The organism is Streptococcus infantis (assembly GCF_047460685.1).
Lineage (GTDB): Bacteria > Bacillota > Bacilli > Lactobacillales > Streptococcaceae > Streptococcus > Streptococcus infantis_AD.
The window spans coordinates 1-20,340 of sequence record NZ_JASHFS010000016.1 but is presented as its reverse complement, the minus strand read 5'-3'; the positions used below and the strand labels follow the sequence as shown (position 1 = coordinate 20,340).

General features: G+C 42.4%; 17 protein-coding genes, 9 tRNA genes and 1 pseudogene. 6 read left to right on the top strand and 21 right to left on the bottom strand.

Annotated elements, in window-relative coordinates:
• The first annotated feature begins 42 nt into the window (after window positions 1–42).
• Complete coding sequence (locus QM917_RS08505) at window positions 43–309, top strand: hypothetical protein (protein WP_414285460.1); 267 nt, start codon at window positions 43–45, stop codon at window positions 307–309.
• Window positions 310–531: 222 nt separating this feature from the next.
• On the opposite strand, the gene glmS is transcribed toward QM917_RS08505, so the two are convergent.
• From glmS to nrdR, 12 genes are all read right to left on the bottom strand, one after another.
• Window positions 532–2,340: a glutamine--fructose-6-phosphate transaminase (isomerizing) gene (gene glmS / locus QM917_RS08500; RefSeq protein WP_414285459.1), complete on the bottom strand. Its 1,809-nt coding sequence runs from the start codon at window positions 2,338–2,340 to the stop codon at window positions 532–534.
• A gap of 527 nt (window positions 2,341–2,867) precedes the next feature.
• Entirely contained in the window at window positions 2,868–4,883 is a 2,016-nt protein-coding gene (gene recG / locus QM917_RS08495) for an ATP-dependent DNA helicase RecG (RefSeq protein ID WP_414285458.1), read from the bottom strand.
• Between the two features lie 24 nt (window positions 4,884–4,907).
• On the bottom strand, window positions 4,908–6,011 hold the full coding sequence (gene alr, locus QM917_RS08490) for an alanine racemase (RefSeq protein WP_075231809.1): 1,104 nt from the start codon (window positions 6,009–6,011) through the stop codon (window positions 4,908–4,910).
• On the bottom strand, window positions 6,001–6,363 hold the full coding sequence (acpS, locus tag QM917_RS08485) for a holo-ACP synthase (RefSeq protein WP_075231820.1): 363 nt from the start codon (window positions 6,361–6,363) through the stop codon (window positions 6,001–6,003). The genes alr and acpS overlap by 11 nt, the downstream gene beginning before the upstream one ends.
• A 45-nt stretch (window positions 6,364–6,408) precedes the next feature.
• Window positions 6,409–7,440 carry a 3-deoxy-7-phosphoheptulonate synthase gene (locus QM917_RS08480; protein ID WP_075231810.1) on the bottom strand — a complete coding sequence of 344 codons (1,032 nt, stop codon included), beginning with the start codon at window positions 7,438–7,440 and terminating at the stop codon, window positions 6,409–6,411.
• A gap of 1 nt (window position 7,441) precedes the next feature.
• Entirely contained in the window at window positions 7,442–8,473 is a 1,032-nt protein-coding gene (locus QM917_RS08475) for a 3-deoxy-7-phosphoheptulonate synthase (RefSeq protein ID WP_045762820.1), read from the bottom strand.
• 81 nt (window positions 8,474–8,554) lie between these two features.
• A complete protein-coding gene (gene secA, locus QM917_RS08470) occupies window positions 8,555–11,068 on the bottom strand; it encodes a preprotein translocase subunit SecA (protein WP_414285457.1) in 2,514 nt (837 codons plus the stop codon).
• A 643-nt stretch (window positions 11,069–11,711) separates the two neighbouring features.
• Window positions 11,712–13,022 carry a ribosome biogenesis GTPase Der gene (der, locus tag QM917_RS08465; protein WP_049508964.1) on the bottom strand — a complete coding sequence of 437 codons (1,311 nt, stop codon included), beginning with the start codon at window positions 13,020–13,022 and terminating at the stop codon, window positions 11,712–11,714.
• A gap of 13 nt (window positions 13,023–13,035) precedes the next feature.
• Window positions 13,036–13,749: an NADPH-dependent oxidoreductase gene (locus tag QM917_RS08460; RefSeq protein WP_371608360.1), complete on the bottom strand. Its 714-nt coding sequence runs from the start codon at window positions 13,747–13,749 to the stop codon at window positions 13,036–13,038.
• Window positions 13,746–14,642 carry a primosomal protein DnaI gene (dnaI, locus tag QM917_RS08455; RefSeq protein ID WP_371608359.1) on the bottom strand — a complete coding sequence of 299 codons (897 nt, stop codon included), beginning with the start codon at window positions 14,640–14,642 and terminating at the stop codon, window positions 13,746–13,748. The genes QM917_RS08460 and dnaI overlap by 4 nt, the downstream gene beginning before the upstream one ends.
• Window positions 14,643–15,809 (bottom strand): DnaD domain protein, encoded by a 1,167-nt coding sequence (locus QM917_RS08450; RefSeq protein WP_414285456.1) that lies wholly within the window; start codon window positions 15,807–15,809, stop codon window positions 14,643–14,645.
• Window positions 15,810–16,283, bottom strand: a complete 474-nt coding sequence (nrdR, locus tag QM917_RS08445; RefSeq protein ID WP_049549025.1) for a transcriptional regulator NrdR — start codon at window positions 16,281–16,283, stop codon at window positions 15,810–15,812.
• Between the two features lie 139 nt (window positions 16,284–16,422).
• Here nrdR and QM917_RS08440 point away from each other — a divergent pair, with 139 nt between their 5' ends.
• From QM917_RS08440 to QM917_RS08420, 5 genes and pseudogenes are all read left to right on the top strand, one after another.
• Window positions 16,423–16,788: a GntR family transcriptional regulator gene (locus QM917_RS08440; protein ID WP_414270685.1), complete on the top strand. Its 366-nt coding sequence runs from the start codon at window positions 16,423–16,425 to the stop codon at window positions 16,786–16,788.
• Window positions 16,789–16,791: 3 nt separating this feature from the next.
• The gene (locus tag QM917_RS08435) at window positions 16,792–17,487 is read left to right on the top strand and encodes an ABC transporter ATP-binding protein (RefSeq protein ID WP_414273782.1); all 696 of its coding nucleotides are present in this window, start codon (window positions 16,792–16,794) and stop codon (window positions 17,485–17,487) included.
• A gap of 15 nt (window positions 17,488–17,502) precedes the next feature.
• A complete protein-coding gene (locus QM917_RS08430) occupies window positions 17,503–18,234 on the top strand; it encodes a hypothetical protein (RefSeq protein ID WP_248035511.1) in 732 nt (243 codons plus the stop codon).
• 490 nt (window positions 18,235–18,724) lie between these two features.
• The gene (locus QM917_RS08425; protein WP_371608356.1) at window positions 18,725–18,859 is read left to right on the top strand and encodes a hypothetical protein; all 135 of its coding nucleotides are present in this window, start codon (window positions 18,725–18,727) and stop codon (window positions 18,857–18,859) included.
• Window positions 18,808–19,302 (top strand): annotated as a pseudogene (locus tag QM917_RS08420) (transposase); the annotation flags it as partial. The gene QM917_RS08425 and the pseudogene QM917_RS08420, both read left to right, overlap by 52 nt.
• 201 nt (window positions 19,303–19,503) lie before the next feature.
• On the opposite strand, the gene QM917_RS08415 reads toward QM917_RS08420, so the two are convergent.
• The 9 genes from QM917_RS08415 to QM917_RS08375 all read right to left on the bottom strand — a co-directional run bounded on the left by QM917_RS08415 (window position 19,504) and on the right by QM917_RS08375 (window position 20,292).
• Window positions 19,504–19,591 (bottom strand) — tRNA-Ser (locus QM917_RS08415).
• Between the two features lie 6 nt (window positions 19,592–19,597).
• A tRNA-Ile gene (locus QM917_RS08410) sits at window positions 19,598–19,671 on the bottom strand.
• Between the two features lie 36 nt (window positions 19,672–19,707).
• Window positions 19,708–19,778 (bottom strand) — tRNA-Gly (locus QM917_RS08405).
• 13 nt (window positions 19,779–19,791) lie between these two features.
• A tRNA-Phe gene (locus tag QM917_RS08400) sits at window positions 19,792–19,864 on the bottom strand.
• 3 nt (window positions 19,865–19,867) lie between these two features.
• Window positions 19,868–19,941: transfer RNA gene (locus QM917_RS08395), tRNA-Met, on the bottom strand.
• 10 nt (window positions 19,942–19,951) lie between these two features.
• Window positions 19,952–20,041, bottom strand: a tRNA-Ser gene (locus QM917_RS08390).
• Window positions 20,042–20,052: 11 nt separating this feature from the next.
• Window positions 20,053–20,126, bottom strand: a tRNA-Ile gene (locus QM917_RS08385).
• Between the two features lie 13 nt (window positions 20,127–20,139).
• Window positions 20,140–20,213 (bottom strand) — tRNA-Met (locus QM917_RS08380).
• Between the two features lie 5 nt (window positions 20,214–20,218).
• Window positions 20,219–20,292: transfer RNA gene (locus QM917_RS08375), tRNA-Pro, on the bottom strand.
• Window positions 20,293–20,340: the final 48 nt, after the last annotated feature.

The following is a 20,340-nucleotide window of genomic DNA, read 5'->3' as shown; positions in this document are numbered from 1 at the left end:
TTAGATTTATTTCTAATGAATTCTTAAAAGGAGTGATACTCAATGAAAATCAAAGAGCAAACTAGGAAACTAGCCGCAGGTTGCTCAAAGCACTGCTTTGAGGTTGTAGATGAAACTGACGAAGTCAGCTCAAAACACTGTTTTGAGGTTGTGGATAGAACTGACGAAGTCAGCTCAAAGCACTGTTTTGAAGTTGTGGATAGAACTGACGAAGTCAGTAACCATACCTACGGCAAGGCGACGTTGACGCGGTTTGAAGAGATTTTCGAAGAGTATGAATCAATCCTCTTCAATCTTGACTTGAACTAGCTTGGCTGAGGTTGATCCGTTTTCTCTACAATATCAAATTGGTGTAACGAGACTGACTGCGTCACTCTTATCTGTAACCTCAAAGCGATCTTGGAATCATCTGCATAAGAGACCTAGTTTAGTCATTGATTTTCATTAAGTCTACAAAAAAGTGCACCAGACAGCATTCTGATTTTCAGAAAACTATCTAGTTCACTTTTGCTTATGATTTAATTTTTTGGTTTATTCTACCGTTACTGACTTAGCAAGGTTACGCGGTTTGTCCACATCGAGTCCACGATGTAGGGTTGCAAAGTAAGCGACCAATTGTGTTGGTACGACCATTGAGATTGGTGAGAGGTAAGGGTGTACGGTCGTAAGAACGATATCGTCTGTATCTTTGGCAACATTTTCTTCTGCAATGGTGAGGACCTTAGCTCCACGTGCTGCCACTTCTTGGATATTTCCTCGAGTGTGATTTGCAAGAACTGGGTCTGACAAGAGGGCCAAGACAGGTGTTCCTTCTTCAATCAAGGCAATCGTTCCGTGCTTGAGCTCTCCAGCAGCAAAACCTTCACATTGGATGTAAGAGATTTCTTTGAGTTTGAGACTAGCTTCCATGGCTACATAGTAATCTTGACCACGCCCAATATAAAAGGCATTACGTGTTGTTTCAAGAAGCTCACGAACCTTAGCATCAATCATTTCTTTCTCTGAAAGGGTTGATTCGATAGACTGAGCCACGATAGACAACTCGTGAACCAGGTCAAAGGCTTTGGCTTTTTCATTGCCATTTGCTTCACCGACTGCTTTTGCAAGGAAGGCGAGAGCTGCGATTTGCGCAGTATATGCCTTGGTTGAAGCAACGGCAATTTCAGGACCTGCATGAAGAAGCATGGTATGGTTAGCTTCACGTGACAGAGTTGATCCTGGCACGTTTGTCACTGTCAAGCTTGGAATTCCCATTTCATTGGCCTTAACCAAAACTTGACGGCTATCAGCTGTTTCACCAGATTGGCTGATAAAGATGAAGAGTGGTTTCTTGCTGAGAAGTGGCATACCATACCCCCACTCAGATGAGATACCAAGTTCAACTGGCGTATCTGTCAATTCTTCTAGCATCTTCTTAGAAGCAAATCCTGCATGGTAAGATGTTCCAGCTGCAAGAATGTAGATGCGGTCTGCATCTTGAACAGCCTTGATGATAGCTGGGTCTACCACTACTTGACCAGCCTCATCTGTGTAAGCTTGGATCAACTTACGCATCACCGTTGGTTGCTCATCGATTTCTTTAAGCATGTAGTAAGGATAAGTTCCCTTACCGATATCTGACAAGTCGAGCTCTGCAGTGTAGCTAGCACGCTCACGACTGTTGCCATCATAGTCTTGCACTTCAACGCTATCAGCTTTCACGATAACCAACTCTTGGTCATGGATTTCCATGTATTGGTTAGTTTCACGAATCATAGCCATAGCATCTGAGCAGACCATGTTGTAGCCATCTCCAAGACCAATCAAGAGAGGTGATTTGTTCTTCGCCACATAGATGACATCTGGATTTTCAGAGTCGATCAAGGCAAAGGCATAAGAACCACGGATGATATGAAGGGCTTTTTTAAAGGCTTCAAGTACTGACATGCCGTCTTCTTCAACAAATTTTCCAATCAAGTGAACGGCGATTTCAGTATCTGTTTGTCCCTTGAAGTGGTGACCTGCAAGGTAGTCTTCCTTGATTTCAAGGTAGTTTTCAATCACCCCGTTGTGGACCAAGACAAAACGTCCTGTCTCAGAGCGGTGTGGGTGAGCATTGTCTTCCGTTGGTTTCCCGTGAGTAGCCCAACGAGTATGTCCGATACCAGTTGTTCCCTCAACCCCAGCTGTCTTGGCAGACAATTCTGCAATACGACCAACTGCTTTTACCAAATGGTTTTCAGCACCACCTAGAACAAAAATTCCAGCCGAATCATAGCCACGGTATTCGAGTTTTTCAAGTCCTTGAATCAAAATATCAGTTGCATTTGTGTTTCCAACAACACCAACAATTCCACACATAGTATATACGACACAGGCTAGCTGTGCTTTCCCCTTAAAATTGGTATAGTCTAATTCTTCTTTTATAGAATCAGCAAAAACAGTATATACTTGTTTCTTTTACTTGTCAAGAGTAAAAATTGGTATAGCGTAATTCTACTGATTCTTTATACTAAAAGTCTATCATATTTCACCTAAAGCAAGTATTTAAAAAGGGCTTTATCGCCCTTTTTAAATACTATTTTGTAGCAAGCTTGTCTGCCTCTACTACTTCTTGAAACGTTTTTTGGTAATTTACTTTAATCGTCATTGTCATGTGATAGTCCTCGTTTCTTTTTGATGACTCTAGTATAGGCAATAACCCTAAAAGCAAACTTAAGATTTTCTTAGAGAAAGCTTATACTCAATGAAAATCAAAGAGCAAACCAGGAAACTAGCCGCAGGCTGCTCAAAACACCGTTTTGAGGTTGTGGATAGAACTGACGAAGTCAGTAACACATATACGGCAAGGCGACGTTAACGTGGTTTGAAGAGATTTTTGAAGAGTATTAATCTAAATGTTCTTTCTTCTCTAGATTCAGGGCAACCACATGCCACTCTGGATCCTCTTGCCAGTTAGGAAGGGAGCTGATATAACTAGCTACCTTACGTGCTTCCTCAAGAATCGGAAAATCTTCGATAATATCAGCCACTTGAAACTCTGGTAAACCTGACTGCCTGGTTCCAAAAATCTCACCCGAACCGCGCATTTTCAAATCTTCCTCCGCAAGGACAAAACCATTGGTCGTTTCTGTCATGATACGCATGCGGTCTTTACCTGAATCCGTTTTAGGATTAGCCACAAGAACCGCATAGGACTGCTTGTCTCCTCGACCGACGCGACCTCTGAGCTGATGGAGTTGACTGAGTCCAAAACGATCAGCATCCATGATAATCATGACGGTCGCATTTGGCACATTGACCCCAACCTCGATAACCGTTGTCGAAACCAGAATATCAGTCTTTCTATCTTTGAACTCCTGCATAATCTGGTCTTTTTCATCACTCTTCATCTTACCGTGTAAGAGAGCAACTTTTGCTTTTCCTGCAAAATGATCCGTCAATTCTTCCGATAAAGCAATAGCATTTTTAAGATCTAGGGCTTCAGATTCTTCAATCAAGGGCGAAATAACATAGGCTTGAGAACCTTTTTGAATTTCTCCTTCCAACCAAGTCAGGACCTGTGGTAATTGCTCATGCTTGATCCAGCGAGTTACGATTGGTTTGCGCCCAGCAGGCATCTGGTCAATAATGGAAACATCCATATCTCCAAAGGCGGTGATGGCTAAGGTTCGTGGAATCGGAGTCGCCGTCATCATGAGGACATCTGGATTTTCTCCTTTTTCACGTAAAATACGTCTTTGTCCCACACCAAAACGGTGTTGCTCGTCGATGATAATCAAACCGAGTTTAGCATAGTCTACCCCATCTTGAATCAGAGCATGAGTTCCGACAATCACATCGACCTCGCCCTTGGCAATGGTCTCTAAAACCGTGCGTTTTTCTGCAGCTTTTAATGAACCTGTTAGGAGAGCTAGTTTCAAATCAGGAAAGAGACTTTCTAGACTTTCAAAATGCTGCTCTGCAAGAATCTCTGTTGGAACCATGAGAGCGGCCTGATAACCAGCCGTTACAGCTGCGTACATCGCTAGACCCGCAACCACTGTCTTCCCACTACCAACATCCCCTTGTAAGAGTCGATTCATGTGATGGTCCGACTTCATATCTGATAGGATTTCTTGCAGGCTTTTTTTTTGAGCTTGAGTCAAGGCAAAAGGCAATTCCTCTTTAACCGCAGTTAGTTTTTCTTGCGACCAATTCAAGACCAATCCACTTCCATCAACCTTATTTTCAGACTTGAGGGTCTGTAATTGCATTTGGAAATAAAAGAGCTCCTCAAACTTGATTCGACGGAGGGCCTGCTTGTATTCTGCCAAATCCTTAGGAAAATGCATAGCACGAACAGCCTGACAACGAGACATGAGTTTGTATTTATCTAGCAAGGACTGAGGGAGATTTTCCTCTATCAAAAGATCTAGCCCCTGATCAAAGGCGGTCTTGATAACCTTGACCAAGCTAGCTTGGCTGATTCCTTGAGCCAATCGATAAACAGGTTGGAGATCATCCTCCACCTGGGCTAAAACCTTCATCCCTGTGAGACTAGCCTTGGCGCGATCCCACTTACCAAAAACGGCTAGAGTCGCTCCTAGCTCAATCTTGTCAGCCAGGTAGGGTTGGTTAAAGAAGTTAACTGCAAACACAACCTCTCCCTGCTTGAGGCTAAAGCGTAGGCGATTGCGCTTAAAACCATAATACTGAACACTAGCTGGTGTTACTACCTGACCAGATAGGACAGCCTTTTCACCGTCTTCTAGCTCTAGCACCTGCTTGGTCTTAAAATCTTCATAACGGAAAGGAAAGTAGAGCAAGAGATCTTGCAGGTTTTCAATTCCTAGTTTGGCATATTTCTCTGCTGACTTTGGTCCCACTCCAGGCAAGACATGCAAGGGTTGATGTAAATTCATGCTCCTCTCCTTTCCTTCTCTCTTTTAATGATATTCTCTCGGAATTCGATCACTGAGGAGACAAACTACCTCATAATTGATCGTTCCACGGTAAACCGCAACATCTGTTGCAGTAATCTCCTTGTCACCGTCTGCACCAATCAAAGTTACCTTGGTACCTAATGGATACAGCTTAGGCAAGCGAATGGTGATTTGGTCCATGGATACCCGCCCTACGATAGGGCACAATTGTCCATCCACCAGAACTGAGAAATTCTGCATATCTCGTGTCCAACCATCCGCATAACCGATTGGTAAAGTAGCAATGACTTGCTCACTGTCTGCCTGATAGGTCGCTCCATAGCCCATACAAGCCCCAGCTGGGACTGTTTTAACATGAACAATAGCAGTTTCTAAGGTCAAGGCTGGTTTTAGTTCATAAGGCAATTCCAAAACTTGTCCGCTTGGATTGAGACCATACATAGAATCTCCCATACGAACTGCATTAAAAATCGTTTCCGCATGCCATAGAGTAGTCGCAGAGTTACTCGCATGGACTAGTTCTGGTACTTCTTGCAAGTCAGCAAGTATTGTCTTGAAACACTCTAACTGTTGCTTAAAGTAGCTATCCGACTCTTCATCAGCAGTTGCAAAGTGCGTAAAGATTCCCTCAACATTTGCTCCATGTTCCTTGAGTAAAGTTTGGGCTTGTGCTGCCTCGCTTGCACTTCTAAAACCAATTCGCCCCATACCTGAATCAATTTTAAGGTGAACGGTTAAGCCTGATAAATCTGAATCAGTAGCAAGGAGATTCTCAATCCATTCCAATCCTGCCACTGTCAAGGTAATATCAAAGTCCTTGGCCAATGAAAGAGATTCAACTTCAGATACTCCCAAAATAAGAATCTTCTTAGAAATTCCTGCCTGACGAAGCTCGAGGGCTTCATCGATATTAGAAACGCAAAAGCCGTCAACATCATCCTGGATAGCCGTCGCAACAGCTACCGCACCGTGTCCGTAAGCATTGGCTTTTACAACTGCCCATTTGAGGGTATCTTTGGGAATGTGCGCACCCATTTGTTGGATATTGTAGCGGATAGCTCCCAGGTCGATGAGGGCCTTGGTTGGTCTATGTGGACTAGTTTTCATGATTCTCCTCCAAAATAACACTAGCTGTCACAAACTGATCGGTATGGCTGATCGATAGCCACACTTTTCCTGAAAATGGGGATTTGCTGAAGTAGGGAGCTCCTCTTTCATTGTTCAAAACTTCCAAATCCTGAAAGCCCAACTTACCAATCCCTGTCCCTAGAGCCTTGGAGAAGGCTTCTTTAGCTGACCAACGCCCAGCCAAATACTCGATTTGTCTACGACCTTTGAGACTGGCAAAACGCTCCATTTCCTTGTCTGTCAAGACACGCCGTGCAAATCCTTCTCTTTTTTCAACTGCATTTTGTATAGAAGCTAATGCTTCGATATCAATTCCGTGTCCAACTATCATTTTTCTCAAAAGGAGTTGAGATACCCCCAACTCCATCCTTTTCACTTATTTTGTTAAGGTAGTATAGATTTCTTCTACCAGGGCTACTGTATTTTCCCATCCTAGACATGGGTCTGTAATAGAGCAACCAAAGATCTCTGGTTGATTTTGGCGACCATCTGCTAGGTAAGATTCGATCATAAAGCCTCGAACCGTCTTTTTAATCTTTTCATTCCAGTCACGATTCAGCAAGGCTTGGCGAACAATGCGAATTTGTTCCATATACTGCTTACCAGAATTGTCATGATTGGTATCGATGATGATAAAGGGATTTTCAAGTCCCATAGTCTCATAGCGATTGATTGCATTCAAGAGAGTTTCATAGTAGAAGTTGGGTTCATTTTTTCCATATTCATTCATGGCACCACGAAGGATAACGTGGGCCAAGGGATTTCCTGAAGTTTCTACTTCTTGTCCATGGTAAAGAAATGTTTGCTTGTTTTGTGCAGCATAGATGGCATTAAACATAACAGACAGATTTCCAGAGGTTGGATTTTTCATACCCACTGGTGCATCAATCCCTGAAGCTACAAAACGGTGTTCCTGGTCTTCTACTGAACGTGCACCCACTGCATGGTAGCTCACCAAGTCGTCAACCAAGACTAGATTGGATGGATAAAGCATTTCATCTGCTGTAGTCAATCCAGTTTCTGTAATAACACGATAATGAAGCTGACGAACAGCCTGCAAACCATTAATCAAACTTGGTGCTTTAGAAGTATCTGGCTGATGAACCAAACCTTTGTAGCCATCTCCATTGGTACGTGGCTTGGCTGTGTAAACACGCATGACCATGAAAATCTTATCTGCAACTTTCTTCTGCAAGTCTGCTAAACGACGAGCATACTCAAGGACTGCTTCTTCATTGTCAGAAGAACATGGCCCTATGACTAGTAGGATACGCTCATCCTTACCAGAGATGATCTCTGCTAATTCACGATCACGACTTTCCTTACGACTCAAAGCCTCTGCAGATAATTGTGTTTCTGCTTTTATCGCTTCAATGTCGATTTCTTGACCTTTTTCAATAAATGCCATATTATTCTCCTAGTCTTTGGTAAATTTCGCGAACAAGAGACTCAGTATTTTCCCATCCTAGACATGGATCGGTGATAGATTTCCCAAAGACCTCTGGTTCATTTTGACGACCATCTTCTAGATAAGACTCAATCATGAAACCACGTACATATTTTTTAATCTTTTCATTCCAATCGCGGTTAATCAAGGTCTGACGAACGATGCGAATCTGATCCATATACTGCTTGCCTGAGTTATCATGGTTGGTATCAATGATGATAAAGGGATTTTCAAGACCCATCTTTTCATACTGGGCAATGGTATCCATCAAATTATCATAGTAGTAGTTAGGGATATTTTTACCGTATTCATTGAGGGCACCACGGAGAATGGCATGTGATAGAGGATTTCCAGTCGTTTCAACTTCTTTCCCTAGGAAAAGGAAACTTTGTTTGTTTTGAGCCGCATAAATACCGTTGAACATGACATTGAGATTTCCAGACGTTGGATTTTTAAAACCTGTCGCAAAATCTGCTCCACTAGCTACAAAACGGTGTTGTTGGTCTTCAACCGAACGAGCTCCAACTGCCATGTAAGAAATCAAGTCATCTACCAAAGGAAGGTTTTCTGGGTACAACATTTCATCTGCTGTCGTCATTCCTGTTTCAGAAATAACACGGTAATGCAGGTGACGAACCGCCTTGATCCCATTGATGAGACTAGGTGCTTCTTTGGCATTTGGTTGGTGAATCAAGCCCTTATAGCCATCACCATTAGTACGTGGTTTAGCAGTGTAGACACGCATGACCATAAAGACGCGGTCTTTTACTTCTTCTTGCAGTTTTGCCAAACGCTTGGCATACTCAAGAACTGCTTCTTCATTGTCAGACGAACACGGACCAATCACTAACAAAATGCGTTGATCTTCACCACGAATAATCGCTTCAAGTTCTTGATCGCGTTGTTGTTTATTGGCAAGTGCTTGTCCTTCTAATTTAGACAAACTACGAACTTCTTCAATATTAATTTTAGGGCTTTTGGCTGTAAATACCATGATTCATCCTCCTTATAAAGCAAACGGACGCCAAGCGAAAATTCACTTTTCACTAGGCATCCGCCTGAAAATTAGTCATTCTTAATGTCGTTTACCATGACAGTTTTTAAATTTCTTACCAGAACCACATGGACACAAGTCATTACGCTTAACTTGGCTAAGATCCAAATCTGCAGGAAGCTCAGTCTGTTGTGCAGCAATATTACGAGCCGCTGTAGTACTGATATGACGCTCTGCTTGTGGACGCTCTTGTTCATGAATTTGTGCTTTCATCATCAAACGAGTCACATCAAACTCAATGGAACCAATCATATCATTAAACATACGGAAACCTTCTGCTTGATACTCAACGACAGGGTTGTTTTGTGCATAACCACGAAGGCCAACAGCATTACGCAACTGATCAAGAGCATCGATATGGTCTGTCCACTTGTTGTCTACAACACGTAGGATCAAGACTTTTTGGAATTCTTTAACAGCTTCCTCATCTCGAAGCTTAGCAACTTGGCTATCGTAGACTTGCAAGGCACGTTGGTAAAGTTCATCTTTGATTGCTTGGTCTGACAAACCTTCTAGGTCTGAAAGTGAAATTGAATCTTCTGGAAGCAAGTTGTATCTTGCAAAATTCAAGATAGCTTCTAGTTTTTCATCCTGTTTAGCACGCGCATGATTATCAACAACACGATTAATAGTGCGTTTAATCATCGCATGAATCTCAGGAGCCAAGTCGCGATCAGCAGTGATGACATCGTAACGTTGCGAGTAGATAATCTCACGTTGCTCACGCATGACATCATCGTATTGAAGGACTTGTTTACGTGTGTCGTAGTTGTTTCCTTCAACACGTTTTTGTGCTGCTTCAACCTGACGTGTCAACATACGAGATTTGATTGCTTCGTCTGACATATTGAGACGTTCAAAGACACCCTTCAAGCGCTCTGAACCGAAACGTTTCATCAAATCATCTTCAAGAGAAAGGTAGAATTGAGATTCCCCTGGATCCCCTTGACGTCCTGAACGTCCACGAAGCTGGTTATCGATACGACGGCTTTCATGACGTTCTGTACCGATGACACAAAGTCCACCAAGTTCACGAACACCTTCACCGAGCTTAATATCAGTACCACGACCGGCCATGTTGGTCGCGATTGTAACTGCACCACGCTGACCAGCGTTCATGATAATTTGAGCTTCTTTGTAGTGGTTCTTGGCATTCAATACTTCGTGAGGAACACCTGCAGCTACCAATTTTTTAGAAATATAATCACTAGTTTCAACTGCAACAGTACCTACCAAGACAGGTTGACTTTTTTGGTAGCGAGCTTTTACATCTTCGACAACAGCCTTAAATTTAGCTTCAAGACTAGCATAAAGTACGTCTGGATGGTCAATACGTTGAACTGGACGGTTTGTTGGGATAGGAATAACACGAATATTGTAGATTTCGCGGAATTCTTCTTCCTCAGTCTTACCAGTACCTGTCATACCAGACAACTTCTTGTACATACGGAAGAGGTTTTGGTAGGTGATGGAAGCTGAAGTCTTAGTTTCGTCCTGGATTGGCACACCTTCCTTAGCCTCAATCGCTTGGTGCAAGCCATCAGAATAACGACGACCTTCCATAGTACGACCTGTAAATTGGTCGACAATCAAGATTTCCTGCTCTTCGCTGACCACATAGTCAATATCAAGAAGCATGATGTAGTTGGCACGAAGGGCGTTGTCGATAAAGTGAGTCAGAGCAACATTTTCAATGTCGTAGAGGTTGCTTAGATTGAAGTAGCTTTCGGCCTTGTCAATACCAGAATCAGATAGACCAATCGTCTTAGACTGAATATCAATGATATAGTCATCCTTATCCAAAGACTTCACAAAATGGTCAGCCATATGGTAGAGTTGGCTTGTTTCAACTGCATTGGCCCCTGAAACAATCAAAGGAGTACGAGCTTCGTCGATCAAGATTGAGTCAACCTCATCGACCAAGGCGTAGTTGAGTGGACGTTGAACCATATTTTCAGCACGAACGACCATGTTATCACGAAGATAATCGAAACCAATCTCTGAGTTTGTTGAATAAGTGATATCACACTCATAGGCTTCTTTTTTCTCCATTGGAGATTTGGCCGCCAAGTTAATCCCTACTGACAAGCCAAGCCATGAGTACAACTCACCCATCTCAGTCGCATCACGTTCAGAAAGGTATTCATTGACCGTAACTACGTGAACCCCTTTACCTGAAAGAGCATTGAGGTATACAGGCATAGTCGCTGTCAAGGTTTTCCCCTCACCAGTACGCATCTCAGGAACGTCACCATGGTGAAGAACGATCCCCCCCATAACCTGAACCTTATACGGGAAAAGACCAAGAACACGCTTAGCTCCCTCGCGTACAACAGCAAACGCCTCATACAAAAGTTGGTCAAGAGTCTCACCATTTTGATAGCGTTGTTTGAATTCTTCTGTTTTTGCTTTCAATTGCTCGTCTGTTAACGCAGCCATTTCATCTTCATATTTTAGGACTTTGTCCGCCATCTTTTCCAGACGACGAATCTCTCCTTTATCATTTTCGATGATTGTTTTTAGTAAATTTGCCATTTTTTTCCTTACTTTAAATTCTGAATATTTTAGAATGTTCTTTTTATTGTAGCATATTTGCCCAATTTTTTCAAGAAATATTCCGTTTTCCCTTAGGACGAAAAAAGGGCTAACCAAGGTGATTAGTTCCCTTAAAATTCCTATTCCGAGGCTAGTTTTCTTCATTAATGCTTCTAGCTAGTTTTTCCATGAAAAATTGACCATCATTTTCTATCAGATACAAGTTTGCCTATTTCTTTCAAGGAAGACTGGATTTTTTCTTTTCCAATCGCAGCTTATTCATAAATTTTAGACAAGCATAGATTTTCCAGTCATTGACTAAGGATAAAAGGACTAAAAGTAGCCAGATCATCCATCTAGCAAGATCCCTTGGTTCTTGTAAAATAAAGTTAAATAAGACTAGCGAAAAAAGAGTGAAAACTAGACTAAACAAGGCTGCTAGAGGCATATAAAACCAATAAAAATAGTAAAAGACAGAAAAGTACTTACTTCCTGGCTGTACCTTCCCTTGCCAACGAAAAAAGTAAAAGTAGGGTGCCAAAATCAAGAATTTTAATAGTTTTTCCATCTCCTTACCTCTCCAACGCGTTCCTTATTTTATTATAGCAAAAAATCTGGAAATGTCCTTCCAGATTCTACTTTTTTATTTGCGTTTTCTTGCGATGAGATGGATTGGTGTTCCTTCAAAAACAAAGGCCTTGCGGATTTGATTTTCCAAGAAACGCAAGTAAGAGAAGTGCATGAGCTCTTCTTCGTTGACAAAGATAACAAAGGTTGGTGGTTTGGTTGCCACTTGAGTCGCATAGAAAATCTTGAGGCGTTTCCCTTTATCTGTCGGTGTTGGGTTGATAGCAATAGCATCCATAATCACATCATTCAAGACAGCTGATGGAATACGGGTATTTTGACTCTCGCTGATTTGCTTAATCATCTCAGGTAACTTGTGGAGACGTTGCTTGGTCAAAGCTGAAACAAAGATAATCGGTGCGTAAGGCAGGTATTGGAACTGCTCACGAATATCTTCCTCCCAGTTTTTCATGGTATGGTTGTCTTTTTCAAGCGTATCCCACTTATTGACCACGATAATCATCCCTTTACCAGCTTCGTGGGCAAATCCAGCGATACGCTTGTCATACTCACGAATACCTTCTTCGGCATTGAGGACCATCAAAACTACATCTGAACGGTCAATAGCACGCATAGCACGCATAACCGAGTATTTCTCAGTATTTTCATAGACTTTACCTGACTTACGCATACCAGCCGTATCAATCATGGTAAACTCTTGGCCGTCAGCATCTGTAAAATGGGTGTCAATGGCATCACGAGTGGTACCAGCGACAGGGCTGGCAATGACGCGATCTTCTCCCAAAATGGCATTGATCAAGCTAGATTTTCCGACATTTGGACGACCAATCAAGCTGAATTTAATAACATCTGGATTTTCTTCTTCAACTTCATGTGGGAGGTTTTCCACAATAGCATCCAGCACATCCCCTGTCCCAATACCGTGAACAGATGAGATTGGTAGAGGTTCGCCCAATCCAAGAGCATAGAAATCATAGATATCATTTCGCATCTCTGGATTGTCAACCTTGTTAACGGCTAAGATGACTGGTTTATGAGTTTTATAAAGTTTACGGGCAACGTATTCGTCCGCATCTGTAATTCCTTCTTTACCAGACACGACAAAGACGATAACATCTGCTTCTTCCATGGCAATTTCTGCCTGGTGCTTGATTTGTTCCATGAAAGGCGCATCGACATCATCGATACCCCCAGTATCAATCATACTAAAAGAACGATTGAGCCACTCACCTGTGGCATAGATACGATCTCGCGTTACACCTTCAATATCTTCTACGATTGAGATGCGTTCTCCCGCGATACGGTTAAATAGGGTTGATTTCCCAACATTGGGACGTCCCACAATGGCAACAGTTGGTAAGGCCATGTTTTCTCACTTTCTACAATAACTTCTTCTGCTCAAGATTTTCTCGAGTCGAGCTTGGTTCTGGATTGCCAAATTGCTCTGCCAAACGTTGACTCCAAGTTGTAGTCGCACGCGCACCTGCATATTCAGTCTGTACACGGTCATAGGCTTCAATAGCCTCAGTTGACTGTTCTTGGTATTCTTCCTCAAAGACAACATTCTCTAGGGGCAGTCTTGGTTTTACATCATGCTGTTGGTTTGGCACACCGAGTGCAATCCCAAAGACTGGATAGGTATAGTCAGGAAGCTTGAACAATTCTGCTAACTCAACAGACTTGTAACGCACCAAACCGATAATCACTCCACCATAGCCTAGGCTTTCTGCCGCAAGCAAGGCATTTTGTCCAGCCAAAGCCGCATCTACTGAAGTGATGAGGAGTCCTTCCACCCCTTGAGGTTGGAAAACATCCGTATGGAGACGAGCCCCTTTTTCTGCACGGTTTAGATCACCAACAAAGAGAAGAAAGGCTGCAGACTGGCGAATAGCTTCCTGAGGTACTAGCTCAAATAAGGCGTCCTTCTTTTCTTGACTTCTGACAAGAATGACCGAGTAGGATTGGAAATTTTTCCAAGAAGAAGCCATTTGGGCAGCTGTCAAAATCTCATTCAATTCTGCTTGGGGAATCTCTTGCTCTTTAAATCTACGCACTGAAGTATGAGCCTTCATTAATTTGATTGTTTCTGTCATCGGCGATTTTCTCCTTCAAGTCTGGTTTCCTCTGCTAAATAACGAATGCGTTCCATGACGCGTCTAGCTTCCCAGGTTTCGTCATTTCCATTTTTCCCTTTAGCGAAATGCAGCTCCAAATCTTCAAAATTGAAGTTGGAGGTGAAAAAGGTCGGTAAATCTTCCTGCATGCGATATTGGAGAATGACCTGCAGGATCTCGTCACGCACCCAAGCTGTTGATTGCTCGGCACCAATATCATCTAAAATCAAGACTTCAGCCAGCTTAATCTCGTCCACCAAGGTCTTAACATTGCCATCACCGATGGCATTTTTGACATCGATGACAAAACTAGGATAGTGGAGGAGAGTTGATGAAACACCACGTTTTTCTGACAAATCATGGGCTAGGGCAGCCACCATGAAACTTTTACCCACACCAAAGTCTCCATATAGGTAGAGACCTTTTCGAATAGCTGGATATTGCTCCACAAAGGCTAGGAGCTTTTCAAAAACTGGCAAGCGCCCCAAATCATCCAGGTCTACTTGAGCTAAGCTAGCTTTTTTAAGACTAGCTGGAAGGTTGATTAGTTTGAGACGGTTTTTAATCGCTGCTTCTTTTTCCGCTGCAATTAGCTCTGGAGTCTCTTCATAAGAGACGTCCGCATAGCCATGGTTCATGACTAGGATAGGCTTGTAGCCACGCGCGATATAGTCTGTATCTCCTCGGAGGAACTTATCTCTCTCAGTGATATATTGGTTAAACTTGGAAATACTACGGTTCAACTCCTCCTGACTGAGAGATTCTTTCTGGATAAAGGCCGCAACATCAGGGTCTTTCACAATTTGCTGGACCAAATCCTGATACTGAAATCGGCTTGGTTGACGCTTGAGTACGTCTCCGACACTTTCCATCTAGTCTCCTCCTTTTTCTAATCGAGCTAACATTTCTTTTTTCTTACGTTCTAGTTCTAAGCGAGTTTCTTCGCTCGTTTCATTCTTATATTCAGGATTGCTCCATTTAGGCACATTGGTTTTTGCTGGGGCAGTCTGATTCTGCTTTTGCGTTTTTACTTTTTGGCCACGTTCACGAATACGGAGGACAGCCTCCTCAGCACTACGAATATTTTGATAGGCGTAGTCATTAGCCACCTTCATGGCGTATTTTTCATTGATATTGGCTGAATCAACCTTATTAAATGTCAGGAGCAAGATAACATTGATCACTTCATCCAACAAGCCCAAGGCCGCCATCTGCTGGAGCAGGTCCCGTTCAGTCTGGGTAATACTTCCCTTGCGAGTCTGCTTAATCTCAGCAAGGAATTGCAAGGCTGTCTTTTTCTTAGCCTCTCGGATAATGGTTGCTTCCTTGGGACTAAAGTCAGAAGTCACAGGCTTTTGCGCTATCTTTTCACGGATGCGTTTGACAGAAATCACTTGCGACACTGCTGTCGCTTTGGCTACTTGATAAGTTTCAAACCAGGTCCACTTCTGCTCATCTGCTATTGCAAACAAGGCCAAAACATCCGAAGTCTCATCTTGAAAACGAAGACCATCACGGGCCATGAGCTGACGGAAATGCTCCAAATCAAAATCATCTGCCGTAGGCTGACTGCTAGAGGTTTCTTGACTCGCAGACTCGGATAACTGATGAAAAATTTGACTCAAGGCCACCGAGATCGGTTCCCCTTCAACACTTTCCTGTCTCATGACTGCAACCGCACTATCCCCAATCATTTTTTCTAACAAGGTTCGATAAACTGTATGTTGTAAAAATTCTTGAGTTGATAAGGGAGAATGGAGTAACAAGTTATAGGTCTCCCCCTGCTGATAGAGGGTCACCAATTTCATGGCTGTTAGAGTTTTAAAAGCCTTTAAAAGTGTATCCATCCCAAAATTCAGATGGTTGAGCATAGCTGCAAAGAGATGCTCCTTTTGACCATCATCCCAAAAAGTCACAGCATAAAGATAGAGGCTCAGCGCCTCCTGACCGATAATCGGGAGGTAGCACTGCACCATTGATGAGGTATCTTGCGACACCCGATTATTCTTTACAAAAGAAAAACGGTCATTTGGCTTCATTTATTTTTCCTTTTTCTTTTTAGAGGATTGTGTAATCTGCTGGAGTAGGCTCTCAAGCTCACTCACATCCTTAAAGCTACGGTAGACACTGGCAAAACGTACATAAGTAATCTCATCGAGCTCTGCCAATTCTTCCATAACCAAGGAACCAATATCCTCACTCTGAATTTCGTTTTCATTGCGACTACGGAGTTTTTGTTCGATGCGATTGACCACCATGCCAATTTCATCACTGGACACTGGACGTTTCTGGGCTGAACGAATAATCCCGTTAAAGATTTTATCTCTTGAAAATTGTTCCCGTGTACCATCTTTTTTGACCACAACTAGTGTTCTCTCTTCTACGCGTTCATAGGTTGTAAACCGATGCTGACACTCTTCACACTCACGTCTTCTTCTGATTGTATTTCCTTCTTCAGCCTGGCGACTATCGATTACACTTGATTTTGTAGCGCCACATTTTGGACAACGCATGCCTTTCCCTCCTTGTCGTTTTCTTTTCATTATACCATTTTTTAAGAGATTCCCAAAATAATTCTCCTTTTGGCTTGACAAGTTTTTTGTTTTGTTGTATTATTGAATTAACACAAAGGTAAATAGAAAGGAGATCGTGATGTCTTGGACATTTGATAACAATAAACCCATTTATTTGCAGATTATGGAGAAAATCAAATTGCAGATTATTTCCCATAAACTCGAGCCCAATCAACAGCTTCCAACCGTTAGAGAATTAGCAAGCGAGGCAGGGGTCAATCCCAACACCATCCAGCGTGCCCTAGCGGACTTGGAGAGAGAAGGCTTTGTCTATACCAAGCGAACATCTGGACGCTTTGTCACAGAGGATTTGGACTTGATCCTCCAATCCCGTAAGCAACTGTCAGAAGAACAGCTGCAACAGTTTGTAACAGGCATGGTAGAATTCGGCTATGAAAAAGAAGAACTACCGACTGTTTTGAGAGATTATATTGAAGGAGTTTAAACTATGACCTTGTTAGCATTTGAAAATGTGTCAAAATCCTACGGAGCAAGTCCTGCTCTTACAAATGTTTCCCTTGAAATTCCAGCTGGACAAATCGTTGGTCTCCTTGGACCAAACGGTTCTGGAAAAACAACCTTGATTAAACTAATCAACGGCTTGCTACAGCCAGAGGAAGGACGTATCCTTATCAATGGTATGGAACCAAGCCCAGCAACTAAAGCGATTGTTTCTTATCTCCCTGATACGACCTACCTCAACGAGCAGATGAAGGTCAAGGAAGCTCTCACTTATTTCAAGACCTTCTACCAAGATTTCAATCTGGAACGTGCTCAAGGTCTTCTTCGTGACCTTGGCATCGATGAGAACAGCCGTTTCAAAAAACTCTCAAAAGGGAACAAAGAAAAGGTTCAGTTGATCCTTGTCATGAGTCGTGATGCTCGTCTATATGTGCTTGATGAACCAATCGGTGGTGTCGACCCCGCAGCTCGTGACTATATCTTGAACACCATCATTAACAACTACTCTCCAACTTCAACTGTCTTGATTTCAACTCACTTGATTTCAGATATCGAACCAATCTTGGATGAGATTATCTTCCTCAAGGATGGAAAAGTCGTCCGTCAAGGAAATGTTGATGATATTCGCTATGAGTCTGGAGAGTCTATCGATCAACTCTTCCGTCATGAATTCAAAGCCTAGTTAAAGGAGATTATTATGTTTTGGAATTTAGTTCGTTATGAATTTAAAAATGTTAACAAATGGTATTTAGCCCTCTATGGTGCTGTGTTAGCACTTTCTGGTCTTATCGGAATTCAAGCAAAGACCTATAACAATCTACCCATCAAAGAAAGTCAACCTATTCTACTTGTTTTTCTTGCACTCGTATTTGGTGGCTTGATGATTACGCTTGGGATTTCAACCTTGATTTTGATCATCCGTCGCTTCAAAGGTAGTGTCTATGACCGACAAGGTTATCTCACTTTGACCTTGCCAGTTTCCGAACACCAGATTATCCTAGCCAAACTCTTAGGGGCCTTCATTTGGTCTCTGATCAGTTCAGCAGTATTGGTTCTGAGCATTTATATCATTCTTGTGATAATTGAGCCTAATTCTGTTGATTTCCTTGCTTTTAAAGACTTGTTCCAACAGTACCTAGACAGTATCAGCTTATCTCTGATTTCATTCATCCTCAGCACTGTAGCAGGCATACTATGCATCTACTTGGCAATCTCAATCGGACAACTCTTTAATGAATACCGTACAGCTCTTGCAGTTTTAGCCTATATTGTCATTCATGTTGTCCTTGGATTCAGTGATCTCTTCTTAAACTTTGGTACCCATTACAATATGATGCTTACTTATGAAATCTTCAAAGACCTAATCCTTATCGCAGTCTTCTATCTCGGAAACTACTACATCTTGAAAAACAAGGTTAATCTTCAGTAATCATTCAGAGGCTAGTTAAAAACTTAATTTTATAGTGGATTGAACTTAGAGTAGCACGTCATGGATTCTAAAACATTTTTAAAAATTAATTTGACTTTCCTAACCTCTTTGTTCATATCTTATTTCAATCAACTATAGTAAAAAATGAAATAGATCTGTCTATGATCAAACGCATATTATCGGCTCTATAATATTTGTAGTGGGTAAATCCCCTATAGATATTATGGAGCCTATTTTTGTGTAGAAAACATACTAAGATTAGTAGTGAGAAAATCTCCGACGGGAGAGAGTACTCACTACTTTTTCTTTATGTTAAAGTAGAGGTGTCTTGTAAAGTCGTAGGGCTCTTTGGCGCTAGACGTCGCTTGACAAACTGGCAAGACACCTGTTTTAGGTGGAATTTGATCAAAGTATGTGGGACGCTAGACGTCGCGTATTGAAAATAAAATCACTAAAACACGGAATTATTCAAGACAAAAGAGGTAATATCATGCGTACAGTATTTGGGATTGATGTGAGTAAGGCAAGTTCTGAGGTGGCAATTTTAGTCAACGGTGAAAAGATTCATGGATACACTATGCTCAAGAATTGCTTCGTCTTTCTGAGCACAGACAGGTTGTCTTAGACGACATGGTAGGTCTAGCTCAGCCTTTACCAGAGTATGACATCTTACGATCAATTCCTGGCATCGCAGAAACCACAGCGACATCTATCATTGGCGAATTGGGAGATATTCGTCGCTTTCAGTCTACCAATCAAATCAACGCTTTTATTGGCATTGACCTGAGACACTATGAATCTGGGAACTTTCTCGCCAAGGAACACATTACTAAGCGAGGTAATCCCTATGCCAGAAAAATCTTGTTCAAGTGCATTCATAACATCGCTTCAGCTAGTCATACCAATCCCTGCCATATCGCCGACTTTTATGAGAAACGAAAAAGACAATCGACAATAGCTTCAACCAAGCCACATGCGATTGCCTCTATACATCGTCTCATTCGAACAATGTATTACCTCATTACGCATAACAAACTTTACGATTACTCTTTGACCCAAAATCGATAAGGTCATCTATGCCGTATTATTATAACACCTTGTTTCAAAAAATACCAGATGAGGTGTTTTTTAGCCTGCCCTTTTATGGATCAATAAGTGGTAAAAATAAGACAGTAACCTCAGAATAGCTACTGTCTTATCTCTTTTTTTACTTAAGGCCCTTGATATACTTGACAAATGGTAGAAAAGAGCTTTTAAGCTCTTCAACTACGGAGAATAAGGGATTCGAACCCTTGCGCCAGTTACCCGACCTAACGATTTAGCAAACCGTCCTCTTCAGCCTCTTGAGTAATTCTCCTATTAATGGGCACGAGTGGACTCGAACCACCGACCTCACGCTTATCAGGCGTGCGCTCTAACCACCTGAGCTACGCGCCCAAGTTAAATAACTTGGTAAATGAACTATATGTTCAAAGCGGGTGACGAGAATCGAACTCGCGACAACAGCTTGGAAGGCTGTAGTTTTACCACTAAACTACACCCGCATAAAAACAAATATGGCGCGAGACGGAATCGAACCGCCGACACATGGAGCTTCAATCCATTGCTCTACCAACTGAGCTACCGAGCCTTATTGCGGGAGCAGGATTTGAACCTACGACCTTCGGGTTATGAGCCCGACGAGCTACCGAGCTGCTCCATCCCGCGTTAATAATAAAGGAGGATGTGGGATTCGAACCCACGCACGCTTTTACACGCCTGACGGTTTTCAAGACCGTTCCCTTCAGCCGGACTTGGGTAATCCTCCATCGTATTTAATGGACCTTGTAGGACTTGAACCTACGACCACTCGGTTATGAGCCGAGAGCTCTAACCAGCTGAGCTAAAGGTCCAACAAGATCATTATAGCGGCGAAGGGGATCGAACCCCCGACCTCCCGGGTATGAACCGGACGCTCTAGCCAGCTGAGCTACACCGCCATCAATCGGGAAGACAGGATTCGAACCTGCGACACCTTGGTCCCAAACCAAGTACTCTACCAAGCTGAGCTACTTCCCGAGTTAAATAGAAAAAATGCACCCTAGAGGAGTCGAACCTCTAACCGCC